Origin of the sequence: Micromonospora sp. NPDC049891, from assembly GCF_040660295.1 — a bacterium.
GTDB lineage: Bacteria > Actinomycetota > Actinomycetes > Mycobacteriales > Micromonosporaceae > Micromonospora.
This window is the reverse complement of record NZ_JBFAML010000006.1, coordinates 219,408-233,100: the sequence shown is the minus strand read 5'-3', so window position 1 is coordinate 233,100 and position 13,693 is coordinate 219,408. Positions and strand designations below refer to the sequence as shown.

Here is a 13,693-nt window from a genome sequence, read left to right as displayed (position 1 = left end):
CCAATTCGGCACCGTTGGTTGTGGGGAACACCACTGATCTGACCGATCGGTCAGCCTCTGACCGATCGGTCAGGCATGCTGAGGGTCATGGCCCGCCCCACCCCGCAGACACACGGCGAGATCCTGGCGGCAGCGGCGAGACGTTTCGCCGCCACCGGCTACCGGGGTACGTCGTTGCAGGACATCGCCACCGAGGTGGGCTGTTCCAAGGCGGCGGTGCTCTACCACTTCGCCAACAAGGAGGCCATCCTCACCGAGCTGATGGCGCCCGCGATCGAGGTGCTGCGCTCGCTCGACGAGCGGATCACCGAACAGCCCGGACCGGCCGCCGCGCAGCGGGTCGCCGCCGAGGGCTTCGTCGACCTCGCGGTCCGGTTCCGCAGTGAGATCGCCCTGCTCCGCGGCGAGTTCCCGGAACTGCTGCAACAGCCCGGCTTCGTCCACATCCAGCAGATCTCCGAGCGGCTCATCGACGCGTTCGCCGGGCAGTCCGAGCGGGCCTCCGCCCGGATCACCGCGCTGGTCCTGCTCGCCGGCATCGCGGAGACCTGCGGTCAGTTCGCCGACGTGCCCGACCAGGAGCTGGGCGACGCGTTGCTGGCCCTGCTGCGGCGGGCGCTCGAACCACCCGGCCACTGACCCGTTCCACAATCCACGACCGAGGGAAAGGACCTCATGGCGACCCTGCTCTACCGGCTTGGCCGGGGCTCGATGCGTCGTCGGCGACTTGTCGCCGCGATCTGGCTCGTCGTACTCGTCGGGCTCGGCCTGGCAGCGGCGACCCTGCGTGGCCCGACGGCCAGCAACTTCACCATGCCCGGCACCGAGTCGCAGCGCGCGCTCGACCTGCTGGACGAGCAGTTCCCGGCGGCGGCCGGCGCCACCGGCACCATCGCGGTCAAGGCACCGGCGCCAGGGCAGCTCGGCACACCCGAGGGCCAGGCGGTGATCCAGTCGATCACTCAGGAGGCCACGACGGTCCCCGGTGTGCTCGCCGCCATCGATCCGTTCCAGGTCGGCTCGGTCACGCCCGACGGCCAGTACGCGCTCATCCAGGTGCAGTTCAACGACGGCGCCGACCAGGTGACCGACGAGCAGCGGGAGGCGTACGAGCGGCTGGGTACCGAGGCCCGGGCCCAGGGTTGGCAGGTGGCGCCCGGCGGTGAGGTGCTCAACACCGAGCCCGAGGTCGGCTCCACCGAGGCGATCGGCGTCGCGGTGGCCCTCATCGTCCTTGTGGTCACCTTCGGCTCGCTTGTGGCCGCGGGCATGACGATGCTCAACGCGCTGATCGGCGTCGGCGTCGGCATGGCCGGTCTCTTCGCGCTCAGCGGCGTGATCGAACTGACGAGCACCGCGCCCATCCTCGCGCTGATGCTCGGCCTGGCCGTCGGCATCGACTACTCGCTCTTCATCACCTCGCGGTATCGACAGAACCTGCTCGACGGCATGCCGGCGGACGAGGCGATCGGCCGGGCAGTAGGCACCGCCGGTTCGGCGGTGACCTTCGCCGGAGCCACAGTCGTCATCGCTCTGGCCGGTCTCGCCGTGGTGAACATCCCGTTCCTGACCGTGATGGGTCTGGCCGCCGCCGGCACCGTCACCGTCGCGGTACTGGTGGCGATCACCCTCCAGCCGGCCCTGCTCGGCTTCGCCGGACGCCGGGTACTGCCCCGCCGGTTGCGCTCGTCGGTGCCGGTGGCCCTCACCGCCGACGATGTCCCGGACGGCGCTGCCCGCCGCAGCGACGTGACCACCCACCGCGCGGCACCGGAGGCCGCCACCATGGCCGGCGAGGACACGTCGGCGTTCGGTTTCCGCTGGGCCCGACTGGTCACCCGGCTCCGGATCCCGGTGATCCTCGTCGGCCTGCTCGGCCTGGGCCTGCTCGCGCTGCCCGCGCCGGACATGCGTCTGGCCCTGCCCGACGCCGGTACCGCTCCGGTCGGGTCCGCCGCCCGGGTCTCGAACGACCTGATCACCGAGGGCTTCGGCCCGGGCTTCACCGGCCGGCTCGCGGTGGTCGTCGCCGGTGACGACGCACAGGCCACCGCGGCGGCCGTCCCGCAGGTCACCGCACTGGTCCAACGCACCGAGAACGTGCTGGCCGTGGCCCCGCCGCAGCTCAGCCCGGACGGTCGGACGGCGTTGCTCGGGGTGATCCCGCAGACCGGCCCCACCGACCCGGCCACCGAGACGATGGTGCACGACATCCGTACCGCCGTCGACGGTATCCAGGGCGCGGACGTGCTGCTCACCGGTGTGACCGCGATCGGCATCGACATCTCGGAGAAGCTCTCCGACGCGTTGCCGATCTACCTCGCACTGGTGGTCGGGCTGTCGATCCTGCTGCTGATGCTGGTGTTCCGCTCGGTGCTGGTGCCGGTGAAGGCGGCCCTGGGCTTCCTGCTCACCGTCGCCGCCACGTTCGGCATCACGGTCGCGGTCTTCCAGCAGGGCCACCTCGCCGACCTGGTCGGCCTGGACACGCCCGGCCCGCTGATCAGCTTCCTGCCGATCCTGCTGATCGGCATCCTGTTCGGCCTGGCCATGGACTACGAGGTGTTCCTGGTCTCCCGGATGCGGGAGGACTTCGTCCACGGTGACACCGCCCAGCAGGCCACCATCAACGGGATGGGACACGGAGCACGGGTGGTGACCGCCGCCGCCCTGATCATGACCTCGGTCTTCGGCGGCTTCATCTTCCTCGACGACCCGGTGATCAAGTCGATGGGCTTCGCGCTCGCCATCGGTGTCGCCATCGACGCCTTCGTGGTGCGGATGACAATCGTCCCGGCGGTGATGTCGCTGCTCGGCAAGGTGGCCTGGTGGCTGCCCCGCTGGCTGGACCGGGCCCTGCCGAACGTCGACATCGAGGGCGAGAAGCTGCGCGCCAAGCTCGACGACAAGGTCGGTGCCGGCGCCTGACCCGCACGGCGACACGGCCCTCCACCCGACGTTCGGTGGAGGGCCGTATCGCCCACCGGCTCAGACGCCGGCCGGGTAGGTCTCCATCTCGCCCGGGGTGGCCAAGGCGGGCAGCGGATGCAGCGCAGTGGTCTCGTCGCACCAGATGAAGGCGTCGTAGCGTTCCCCGAGCCGGGTCGGCACATAGTTGCCCCACGACTCGAACGACGGGTCGTACACCACCCCGATGGCCCGATGGTCGAGCGTGTCGGTGACCCAGCCCGGCTGGTCCGGCCCGCCGAAGACCAGCACCGCGCGCTCCGGCATCAGCTCGTGCAGCCGGTGCTCCAACGAACCGGGCCGGGCCGGTGGCACCACCATCGCCTCCGCCGGCGAACCCCAGCGGGGCGCGGCGATCACCGTGCCCCGCCAACTGCCGAAGCCGATCAACGCCACCTGGTCGGCACCGTGGCGTTCCCGGGCCAACTGGCCGATGTTGACCATCCCGTCGGCGGCCATGTCGGTCGCCCGCGCGTCACCGACGTGCGTGTTGTGCGCCCACACCACACCCCGGGCACCCGGGCCGTAGCGGTCGAGCAGCCGGTCCAGGGTGTCGGTCATGTGGGTGTCCCGGACGTTCCACGAACCGGGTCCGCCGGCGACCATCTCCCGGTAGTAGCGCTCGGCGCCGGCCACCACCTCCGCGTTCTGCCAGGTGGAGAAGGCGCCCGGTCCGTCGGTGGCGGCGTGTTCGCGGGTACGCGCCAGCAGCCGGATCACCTCCTGCTCGCACCGGGCGGAGACGAACCGGCTCGCCGCGCCGTACTCCTCGACCCGCTTGCCGTACGGCTCGAAACACCGGTACGCGTCCTGGGCTACCTCCAGCGACGCCGGCTCCTCCTCACCGAGGTAGTCGAAGATCGCCTGCATCGACTCCCAGAGGCTGTAGACGTCGAGACCGTGGAAGCCGACCCGGGCCGCCGCCGCCCGGTCCATGTTCCAGGCCCGCAGCCAACGGCAGAAGCGGGCCACCTCGGCGTTGGCCCACATCCACGTCGGCCACCGTTCGAAGCCCTCCAGTGCGGTCTGCGGCTCGGCCGCCGCGCCCGGCGCACCGGTCACCGAGCGGTGCACCCGGTCGCAGTCCGGCCAGTCGCCCTCCACCGCCACGAAGGAGAAGCCGCACTCGGCGACCAGGCGGCGGGTCAGCTGCTCCCGGATGCGGTAGTAGTCGTAGCTGCCGTGCGTCGCCTCCCCGATCATCACCACCCGGGTGTCCCGGACGCGCTCCAGCAACGGATCGAGGTCGCTCGGCGCGCCGAGCCGCTGTACCAGCATGCCTGCGGCTACCCGGCACCCCGACCGACAAACGCAGGGGCCTGCCGGTGGTGTGCCGGGGCACTTCCCCGGGTAGGTGGCATCACATGACCGACAGCGGTGCCGCCCTGCACGAGTACCTCGCGGGGCTGGACTATCCCGTCTCCCGCGAGGACCTGATCCGCTGGTGCCAGGAGAACGGCGCGAGCACCGAGCAGTTGCAGGCCGTACGTGCGCTGCCGGTGGAGCAGTTCAGCTCCCCCACCGAGCTGACCGAGGCGCTGCGCACGCTCCCCTGAGCGCCTCAGCTAGGCCGGTACGTCGATCACGGTGCCCTGCGCGCGGGCGGTCTCCGCGGCGGCGAGGACCGTCACCACCTCGCGGCCGAAGCGCACGTCGCAGCGGTGATCGCGGGTGCCGCCATCCACCTCGGCCAGCAACTGGTCGATCGCCACCCCGAAAGCCGTCGCCGAGCTCGCGCCGCCGTCCGGGAGCCGTTCGATGCCGCTCTCGCCGTAGAAGACGAACTCCGCGGCGACCGAGCGGGGCGGCGCGTCCAGGGTCAACGACACCGTGCTGGTGGCACCGTCGGCGTGGCTGAGCAGCAGGTGCACCAGGCCGCCGGGGCCATCGGTGGCGGACACCCGGGTCACCCGACCGAGCACCGGCAACAGGACGGCCAGGGCGTGCGGGCCGACGTCCCACAGCGCGCCGTGTTCCCGGCGCCACGGCGACTGCGCGTACGGACTGCCGGGCTGGAAGATCGAGGCGAACCGGATCACGTTCGCGGTGTGCCAGCCCCCGGCAGCGGCGGTCGCGGCGATGAAGCCGGCGACGTTCGGTTGGTAACGAGCGGTGAAGAAGACCACCGAGGCCACCCCCGCGCCGACGGCCGCCTCGACCACGCGGTCGGCGTCGGCCACGCTCAACGCCAGCGGCTTGTCCAGCAGCAGGTGCCGACCGGCGGTGGCGGCCCGGACGGCGATGTCCGCCTGGATGTCGGGTGGAAGTGCGACGGCCACCGCGTCGCACGCCTCGATCAGCGAATCGACGTCCTCGAACGCCGGCACCCCGTAGCGGGTGGCCAGCGCGGCGGCCTTGTCGGGATTGCGCCCCCACACGCCGACCAGATCAACTCTCGGGTGCGCCTCGAGCGCCGCCGCATGCGTCTCCGCCGCCCAGTGCCCGGTGCCGAACAACCCGAACCGCATCCCGTACCTCCGCCGTTCCTGCCTGGCCACGGCGCACCCGCCACGGCGCCGCGTCTCATCAGACCATGCCCGCCACGGCGGGTACGCAACCTACCCACCACGCCACGCCCGGGGTGGTCGGCCCCGCCGGCCCTGTCGCCGATCGCTCTTACTACGGGGGTTAGTAGAGTGGGCCGGTGATCGGAACGAGCACCGGACGAACCAGGTGACCGCCGCCGCGACCACCACCGGATCTCCGGCCGACGGCGCGCTGGCCGTCGCCGCCATCGTGCTGTCGCTGCTGGTCGCCGTCTGGGCGCTGGTGGCCGCGCTGCGCCACCGGCCGCCGGACCGGATGCAGTTCATCGGGCTGGCCGTGCTGGAGTTGCTGCTGCTCGGCCTGGCGCTGGTGACCGCCGTGGCGCTGGCCGGCGGCGAGCGCCCCGGCGAACCGGGATCGTTCTTCGGCTATCTGGTCACGCTGGTCTGCCTGCCACCGCTGGCGGCGGTGCTGGCGCGGATGGAGCCGACCCGCTGGGGGTCGGCGATCGTGTGCGCGGTGTGCCTGGTGACACCGGTGGTCGTGGTCCGGCTCCAGCAGACCTGGGAGGTGCTCGGTGGCTGAGCCGCGCACCGCCCGACCCCGGACCAACGCCGGCCCGGGGCGGCTGCTGATCGCGGTCTACCTGCTCTTCGCCATCGCCGCCACCAGCCGCGCCGCCCTCCAGATCGCCACCAGGTTCGACGAGGCGCCGCTGGCGTACCTGCTCTCCGCGCTCGCCGCCGTGGTCTACATCGTGGCCGCGGTCGGCCTGGCGCGGGCCGGTCACGCGGGCCGCCGCGTCGCCCTGGCCTGCTGCACGCTGGAATTGGTCGGCGTGGTCGGGGTCGGCGCCTTCAGCCTGGCCCGCCCGGATCTCTTCCCCGACGAGACCGTCTGGTCGGGTTTCGGCAGCGGCTACGGCTACATCCCTCTGGTGCTGCCGATCCTCGGCCTCGCCTGGCTCTGGCACACAAGCCGACGGACGCAAGGGGCCCCTTCCTGACACCCGGTGCGCGGGAAGGGGCCCGGCTGCGCGAGGTCGTCAGTCCCGGGGTCCGCCGGCGACGTAGACGACCTGGCCGGAGACGAAGGACGCTCCCTCGCTGACCAGGAACGAGATGGTGTGCGCCACGTCCTCGGGGCGGCCCACCCGGCGGACCGGGATCTCCGACTCGGCGTGCTTCTGCATCGCCTCGAAGTCCACATTCATCCGGGCGGCGGTGGCGGCGGTCATGTCGGTGACGATGAACCCGGGCGCGACCGCGTTGGCGGTCACCCCGAACGGGCCGAGCTCGATGGCGAGGGTCTTGGTGAAGCCCTGCATGCCGGCCTTGGCCGCCGAGTAGTTGGCCTGGCCCCGGTTGCCCAGCGCGGACGTGCTGGAGAGGTTGACGATGCGGCCCCAGCGGGCCTCGACCATGTGCTTCTGCGCGGCCTGGCTGAACAGGAACGCCCCGCGCAGGTGTACGCCCAGGACCGTGTCCCAGTCGGCGTCGGTCATCTTGAACAGCAGGTTGTCGCGGAGCACGCCGGCGTTGTTGACAAGCACGGTCGGCGCGCCGAGTTCGGCGGTCACCCGTTCCACGGCGGCCTCCACCTGGGCCCGCTCCGCCACGTCCGCGCCGACGCCGAGCGCCCGACCGCCGGCCGCCGCGATCGCGTCCACGGTCTCCTTCGTCGCCGACTCCTCGATGTCGACCACGGCGACGGCCAGCCCGTCGGCGGCCAACCGCCTGGCGGTGGCCGCACCGATTCCCCGTGCCGCCCCGGTCACGATGGCGACCCGCTGCCCCTCCGACATGCCTACCTCCCGGTAACTTGGCTCGACGGCAGGAGCCTAACCCACTGCGGCTCGGCGTGACTCCCGTCGATCCCGACCGAAGGGCCGGGCACGCCCCGCCCCCGAGGTCACCGACCACGGGTGGGCCGGCCCGGCCCCCTTGTCAGGACGACCAGGATCGGCAGAGCCGGATCCAGCGGTAGCCGTGCCCCGACAGTTGCAGCTTGTCCAGCTTGCCCACCTCGTCGTAGTTGCGGTCGGAGAGCACGTCGATGGGCAGGTCCGCCTCGGACTGGAGCGTGCTCAGGTCCACCTCGGCATCCGTGGTGCCCAGGTTGTGCAGGAAAACCATCGTCCCCGTCGGCCCGTCGGCACGGTGCGCCAGCACTCCCGGCGGCGTCGGGATGTCGATGTGGGTGGTGGAACCGCCACCGATCTCCGGGGCCTCCCGCAGCGTCCGGATCATCCGCTCGAACCAGGCCAGGAGAGAGGTGCGGTCCCGGCGCTGGAGGGTGACGTTCACCTTCTCGTACCCGAAGTCGCCCTTGTCGATGACCGGACGGACCAGCTTCTCCGCCTCGGCGGTGGAGAAGCCGGCGTTGCGGTGGCTCGACCACTGCATCGGGGTACGGATCGCCTCCCGCCCGTCCAGCGACAGGTCCTCACCCATCCCGATCTCCTCGCCGTAGCGCAGCACCGGCGTGCCGCGCAACGAGAACTGGAGGGAGTACGCCAACTCGATGCGCCGACGGTCGTTGCCCAGCATCGGCGCCAACCGGCGACGGATGCCCCGGTCGTAGATGCGCATGTGCTCCTCGGGACCGAACTGCTCGTACACCTGATTGCGCTGTTCGGTGGTGAGTCGGGACAGGTCGATCTCGTCGTGGTTGCGCAGGAACGTCGCCCACTGCCCACCCTCGGGCAGTGCCGGGGTGTCCCGCAGCGCCTCGATCACCGGTTCCGGGTCCTGTCGGGCGAGGGCCAGCATCAGTCGTCCATTGAGCATGAAGTCGAAGAGCATGTGCACCCGGTTCGCCGAGCCGCCGCTGTCGCCGAAGAAGGCGGGCAGCTCGTCCGGCTCGACATTCGCCTCGGCCAGCAGGATCGCGTCACCCCGGCGCCACTGCACGTGCTGGCGCAACTCGGTGAGGAACTCGAAGTCCAGTTCCGGGTTCGGGTCGCCGGGCTCGGTGCGCTCGATGATGAACGGCACCGCGTCCATCCGGAAACCGGCGACACCGAGCTGGATCCAGAACGACATGATCTTCTTGATCTCGGCGCGTACCGCCGGATTCGTGGTGTTGAGGTCGGGCTGGAACTTGTAGAACCGGTGGTAGTACCAGGCCTTCGCGGTCCGGTCGTAGGTCCACGTCTCGTGCTGCTCACCGGGGAAGACCATGCCCTGGTGCCGGTCGGCCGGCTCCTGGTCGGACCAGACGTACCAGTCACGGTACGGCGAGTCCGGCGAGGAACGCGCGGACTGGAACCACGGGTGCTGGTCGGAGGTGTGGTTCACCACCAGGTCGATGATCACCCGGATGCCCCGGTTGCTGGCCTGGTGCAGCAGCTCGGCGAAGTCGCCAAGGGTGCCGAACCGCGGATCGACGTTGTAGAAGTCGGTCACGTCGTAGCCGTCGTCGTCGTTTGGCGACGGATGGATGGGGTGCAGCCAGAGGCAGGTCACACCGAGCCGGGCGAGGTAGTCCAGCCGGCCGATCAGACCCCGGATGTCACCGACCCCGTCACCGTCGGAGTCCGCGTACGTGTCGATGTCGAGGCAGTAGACGACCGCCTCCGAGTACCACCTGTCAGACATGCCACCGTACGTTCTCCCGGCCGGAACCTCGGCAAACCCGCAGCGTGGTCCGGAGCTGGCGCGGGCCGGCCAGGGGCCTGGCCCGGGCCCTCGGTACGGTGCCGGGATGCGGAGCATCACGTGGTCCGGCGGCGACTGGCACCGTCGGCCGGTCCGGGTGACCGAGGAACCGGACGGCACCCTGAGCGTCGAGCCGGGCCGGGACACCGACCTGTGGCGGCACACCAGCTACGGCTTCGTGCACGACGACGCCCCGGCGCTGCTCGCGCCGTTCCCCGTCGGCACCGCCGTGGAGGTCGACTTCCGGCTGGACTGGACCGGTCAGTTCGACCAGGCCGGCGTGCTGGTCCGGGTGGACGACAGCAACTGGGTGAAGGCCGGCGTGGAGGTCAGCGACGGCCAACCCCAGGTGGGCGCGGTGGTCACCCGCGACGTCTCCGACTGGTCGGTGGCGCCGGTCCCGGAGTGGGCCGGCCGGGAGGTGACCGTACGAGTCAGCCGGGCCGGTGACGCGCTGACCGTACGCGCCCGGGTCGCCGGTGAGCCGTGGCGGCTGGTCCGGCTCGCCCCGTTGGCGCCCGACGCGGTGGCGGCTGCCGGGCCGTACTGCTGCTCGCCCAGCCGGGGCGGGCTGGTCGTGCGGTTCACCGGCTGGCGCCACGGCCCGGCCGACGAGGCGCTGCACCCACCGGATTGAGCCATCGGGCCCGGTGTGCGGGTCCGCCTCAGCGGGTAGAGGCGGTCTTTACGCCGATCCCGCGAAAGGCATCATCATGGCGCTCGCCCAGGACGTCGACCCCGCGCAGGTCGGCGGGCTGACCGGCTGGATCGCCGGGGTGATCGAGGCTGGCGGAGAGGTGGGGGTGGCCCTGCTGGTCGCCCTGGAGAGCATCGTCCCGCCCATACCCAGCGAGATCGTGCTGGCGATGGCCGGGTACCTGGCCGGCGAGGGCCGGTTCAACATGGTGGTGGTGACCGTCGCGGCCACCGTCGGCTCGGTGCTCGGCGCGCTGGTCCTCTACTGGCTCGGCGCCGCCCTCGGCGAGGACCGCCTCAAACGGTGGCTGGACCGGCTACCGCTTGTCGATCTGGACGACCTGGAGAAGGCCGACCGCTGGTTCGAGCGGTACGGCCGCTGGGCGGTGTTCTTCGGCCGGATGGCACCTGTCGTACGCAGCCTGGTGTCGGTGCCGGCGGGGGCGAACCGGATGCCGCTTGTCGAGTTCGTCACGCTCACCACGCTGGGCAGCGGTATCTGGAACGGGATCTTCATCGGGCTCGGCTACGCCCTCGGCTCCCGCTGGCAGCAGATCGACCGCTACAGCTCCTGGTTCGACTACGGAATCCTCGCCCTGATCGTCCTCATGCTCGCCTCGTGGGCAGTCAAGAAACTCCGCCGCCGCCGCGCCCACTCCCACACCCCCTAACCCACCCCACCCCCTCGCGCCGATCTTGCACTTTTCGTCGGTACAAACAGTGACGGAAGCGGCAAAACGGCGATCGAAAGTGCAAGATCGCGGAGAAAGGGGTGGGGCGGGGGTGGGGTTTAGGGGAGGGTGCGCAGGTGGGGGGCTACGGTGCGGGCGAAGGCGTTGTTGTTCGTGATGTCCCAGTTGATGGACCAGGTCATCGCGCCACGCAGGGCGGGATAGGTACGCGGCGGGCGGAAGCTGCCGCAGTTGGTGCCCCTGGTCAGGCAGTCGAGCGCGGCGTTGACCACGCTGGGCGAGACTATGCCGCCACCGGCCGCCCCCGGACCGGCCGGCAGGCCGAGCCCGACCTGGTCGGGGCGCAGCCCCGCCTCCAACTGGATGCAGGCCAGCGCGACGATGAAGTTGACGGTCCCCTGGGCGTACGCGGAGTTGTTGTCGCAGCCGAGCATCGCCCCGGAGTTGTAGAACTGGGTGTTCACCACGGTCAGGATGTCCTTGATGTCCAACGCCAGCTTGAAGTAGCTGCCCGCCGGGTTCTGCATGTCGATGGTCTGCGGCGCCATCGCGATGATCAGCCCGCTACCCACCTTGGCCCGCAGTGACCGCAGAGCCTGGGCCATGTACGTGGGGTTCAACCCGTTCTCCAGGTCGATGTCGACACCGTCGAACCCGTAGCGCTGGATCAGGGCGTACACGCTGTCGGCGAAGGCCACCGCGGACGCCGAGCTGTTCACCACGACGCGGCCGGTCTCGCCACCCACCGAGATGATCACCTTCTTGCCACGACTCTGCAGGGTCCGCACGTCGGCCGAGAATTCGGCGTCGGTGTACCCGCCCAGCGAGGCGGACAGGCCGGGGTCGATGGCGAAGCCGACCGCGCCGGGGGTGCCGGTAGCGTCCGCGAAAGCGACAGCGACCAGGTCGTACTCGGTGGGCACGTCACGCAGCCGCAGCTCGACGGCGGGGTTGTCGAAGTTGTGCCAGTAGCCGGTCAGGATGTGCTTCGGCAGCCCGGTGGTCGGCGGCGGGGTGGTCGGCGGCGGAGTCGTCGGCGGCGGGGTGGTCGGTGGTGGGGTGGTGGGTGGTGGGGTGGTGGGCGTGGTGCCGCCCGCACAGGTCGCACCGTTGAGCTGGCAGTTCGCCGGTACGCCGGAACCGCTGCCGAGGAAGCCGAAGGAGACCGAGGCTCCGGGTGCGATGACGCCGTTCCAGGAGCGGTTGGTGAAGGTGTACCGCTGGCCACTGGAGGTCAGCAGCGCGTCCCAGTAGGTGCCGACGGTGGTGCCGGCGGGCAGGTCGAAGGCGAGGCTCCAGCCGTTGACCGTGGTGCCGCCACCGTTGCTGATCGTGTACTTCCCCTCCCAGCCCGAGCCCCAGTCGGACGTCTTGACGAAGCTCGCGGTGACTCCGGCGGCGTACGCGGCCGGCGCCAGCCCGACCGCGCCGATCGCGGCGGCCAGCGCGCCGATCACCGCCAGCACCAGCGTTCTGGACCGTTTCATGTGCCCCTCCAGCCCGGATGTAAATCCATGGGTGTCAACCTGGCGCCTATTATTAAGACTGTTAACTGTTTCTGTCCAGGGCTGGCCGGATGGAAACGGCACGGCCCCCTGCCGCGCCGGAAGCGACGCCAGGGGGCCGTGCCGCATGCTCAGCGGCGGAAGTGGAACCAGTTGACGTTGACGAAGTCGTTGGGTTGGCCGCTGGTGAAGGTGAGGTAGACGGTGCGCCGTCCGGTCACCCCGGCGACGTTGCCGGGCACCGAACGCCAGCTCTGCCAGCCCCCGGTGTTGGCGATGGCGAAGCTGCCGATCGGTGCGCTGGTCGGGCTGTCCACCCGCACCTCCACCAGACCGCTGACGCCGGACGCCGCACCGGAGGCGACCCGGGCCACGAAGTCACGCGGCCCGCCGGAGCCGAACTCGACGTTGTCGTAGCGGGCCCAGTCGCCGTTGCGCAGCGCCGCGATGTTCTGCCCACCCTCGGAACACGCCTCGACGATCACGCCGTTCTGGGCGTTGAAGGACTCGGCCTGGATGGTCGCGTACGCGTCCCGCGTCCCGCTCGGCGGCGGGGTGGTCGGTGGCGGCGTGGTGGGTGGCGGAGTGCTGCCACCACCGCGGCTGTAGACCGCGACGTAGTCGACGAGCATCGGTCGGCCGGGCACGGTCGCCGAGGTCGGCGTCGTGCTGCCCGCGACCCCGTTCGGGAAGGCCCCACCCATCGCCACGTTCAGCAGCAGGAAGTAGCCGGCGTGGCTGGTCATCTGCGACCAGTACGGCTCACCGACCCGGGACTGGCTCACCGTGTGGTAGAGCTGCCCGTCGACGTACCAACGCAACTGCTGCGGACTGACCGAGGCGTCCCACTCGAACCGGTAGGTGTGGAACGCCGACTGGCAGGTGCTGCCGGGGCAGGCCCGGGAGGCGCCGATGCCGTTGAACTCGTCGCAGGGGCCGCCCGGGGCGACGCCGCAGTGCAGCACGCCCCAGACCGTGTTGAGCCCGTTGACGTTCTCCATCACATCGAACTCGCCGATGCCCGGCCAGTTCTGGTAGTTGCCCCGGTATGGCGAACCGAGCGCCCAGAACGCCGGCCAGTATCCCGACGCGGCGGCACCTGTGACGTTTGGCATCTGGATGCGGCCCTCGATGGCCAGCACCCCGCCGGCCGGGGCCTTGAAATTGCTGCGGACGGTCTCGATGCGGGCCGAGGTCCAGCGACCGGCGCTGTCCCGCAGCGGAGTGATCCGTAGGTTGCCGGCACCGTCGTGGCTGACGTTTGCGGTGCTGTTCGTGTACGTCTGGATCTCGCCGGTGCCCCAGTTGGGCGGTCCGCCCGGATAGCTGGTGCCGGTGTCGATGATCCAGTTGCCGGAGGACGGCAGGGTGCCGGCGGCGCCGGTGAAGTCGTCGCTCCACACCAGGCTCCAGCCCGACGGGGGCGGCGGTACGGCGGCGTCCGCGGTCGTGGCGAGCCCGGCCAGGACGGTGGTGACGGCGGTGAGGATGGCCAACGCCAGCGGCAGCCGACGTCGCGCAGGCAGGGCGGCGGGTGCCGCCGGGGCAGGTGTCATGACGTGCCTCTCTGCGGGGACGGATGAGAGAGCGCTCTCTCAGGAGTTGTACGTCCCCCTCGGGCAGTTGTCAATGTCGATCGATTCGACCCGTCCGGCGAACGGGCGCGCCCCGCCACACCGGTCGGAGT

Annotated in this window: 13 protein-coding genes; 7 read left to right on the top strand and 6 right to left on the bottom strand. The window is 70.8% G+C overall.

The features are described from left to right. Positions 1-87: 87 nt before the first annotated feature. A complete protein-coding gene (locus tag AB0I71_RS11080) occupies positions 88-639 on the top strand; it encodes a TetR/AcrR family transcriptional regulator (RefSeq protein WP_357583283.1) in 552 nt (183 codons plus the stop codon). Between the two features lie 36 nt (positions 640-675). After that, positions 676-2,928 (top strand): MMPL family transporter, encoded by a 2,253-nt coding sequence (locus tag AB0I71_RS11075; RefSeq protein ID WP_357583281.1) that lies wholly within the window; start codon positions 676-678, stop codon positions 2,926-2,928. A gap of 60 nt (positions 2,929-2,988) precedes the next feature. On the opposite strand, the gene AB0I71_RS11070 is transcribed toward AB0I71_RS11075, so the two are convergent. Beyond that, complete coding sequence (locus AB0I71_RS11070; RefSeq protein WP_357583279.1) at positions 2,989-4,245, bottom strand: erythromycin esterase family protein; 1,257 nt, start codon at positions 4,243-4,245, stop codon at positions 2,989-2,991. A gap of 86 nt (positions 4,246-4,331) precedes the next feature. On the opposite strand from AB0I71_RS11070, the gene AB0I71_RS11065 reads away from it, so the two are divergent. Next, positions 4,332-4,523, top strand: a complete 192-nt coding sequence (locus AB0I71_RS11065) for a DUF2795 domain-containing protein (protein WP_357583277.1) — start codon at positions 4,332-4,334, stop codon at positions 4,521-4,523. A gap of 9 nt (positions 4,524-4,532) precedes the next feature. Here AB0I71_RS11065 and AB0I71_RS11060 read toward each other — a convergent pair whose 3' ends face one another. Further along, positions 4,533-5,435, bottom strand: coding sequence for a Gfo/Idh/MocA family oxidoreductase (locus tag AB0I71_RS11060; protein WP_357583275.1), 903 nt, complete (start codon positions 5,433-5,435; stop codon positions 4,533-4,535). Between the two features lie 205 nt (positions 5,436-5,640). On the opposite strand from AB0I71_RS11060, the gene AB0I71_RS11055 reads away from it, so the two are divergent. Then, positions 5,641-6,039, top strand: coding sequence for a hypothetical protein (locus AB0I71_RS11055; RefSeq protein ID WP_357583273.1), 399 nt, complete (start codon positions 5,641-5,643; stop codon positions 6,037-6,039). Continuing rightward, the gene (locus AB0I71_RS11050; RefSeq protein ID WP_357583271.1) at positions 6,032-6,460 is read left to right on the top strand and encodes a hypothetical protein; all 429 of its coding nucleotides are present in this window, start codon (positions 6,032-6,034) and stop codon (positions 6,458-6,460) included. The genes AB0I71_RS11055 and AB0I71_RS11050 overlap by 8 nt, the downstream gene beginning before the upstream one ends. A 39-nt stretch (positions 6,461-6,499) precedes the next feature. Here AB0I71_RS11050 and fabG read toward each other — a convergent pair whose 3' ends face one another. Together fabG and AB0I71_RS11040 are read right to left on the bottom strand one after the other, a co-directional pair. Then, positions 6,500-7,258: a 3-oxoacyl-ACP reductase FabG gene (fabG, locus tag AB0I71_RS11045; protein ID WP_357583269.1), complete on the bottom strand. Its 759-nt coding sequence runs from the start codon at positions 7,256-7,258 to the stop codon at positions 6,500-6,502. 142 nt (positions 7,259-7,400) lie between these two features. Continuing rightward, positions 7,401-9,053 (bottom strand): alpha-amylase family protein, encoded by a 1,653-nt coding sequence (locus AB0I71_RS11040; RefSeq protein WP_357583267.1) that lies wholly within the window; start codon positions 9,051-9,053, stop codon positions 7,401-7,403. Between the two features lie 106 nt (positions 9,054-9,159). Here AB0I71_RS11040 and AB0I71_RS11035 point away from each other — a divergent pair, with 106 nt between their 5' ends. Together AB0I71_RS11035 and AB0I71_RS11030 are read left to right on the top strand one after the other, a co-directional pair. After that, positions 9,160-9,750 carry a DUF1349 domain-containing protein gene (locus AB0I71_RS11035; RefSeq protein ID WP_357583265.1) on the top strand — a complete coding sequence of 197 codons (591 nt, stop codon included), beginning with the start codon at positions 9,160-9,162 and terminating at the stop codon, positions 9,748-9,750. A 76-nt stretch (positions 9,751-9,826) separates the two neighbouring features. After that, a complete protein-coding gene (locus tag AB0I71_RS11030; RefSeq protein WP_357583263.1) occupies positions 9,827-10,480 on the top strand; it encodes a DedA family protein in 654 nt (217 codons plus the stop codon). Positions 10,481-10,599: 119 nt separating this feature from the next. Here AB0I71_RS11030 and AB0I71_RS11025 read toward each other — a convergent pair whose 3' ends face one another. Both AB0I71_RS11025 and AB0I71_RS11020 read right to left on the bottom strand, forming a co-directional pair. After that, positions 10,600-11,988, bottom strand: coding sequence for a cellulose binding domain-containing protein (locus AB0I71_RS11025; protein ID WP_357583260.1), 1,389 nt, complete (start codon positions 11,986-11,988; stop codon positions 10,600-10,602). Positions 11,989-12,137: 149 nt separating this feature from the next. Beyond that, a complete protein-coding gene (locus AB0I71_RS11020; RefSeq protein WP_357583258.1) occupies positions 12,138-13,562 on the bottom strand; it encodes a carbohydrate-binding protein in 1,425 nt (474 codons plus the stop codon). Positions 13,563-13,693 lie beyond the last annotated feature (131 nt).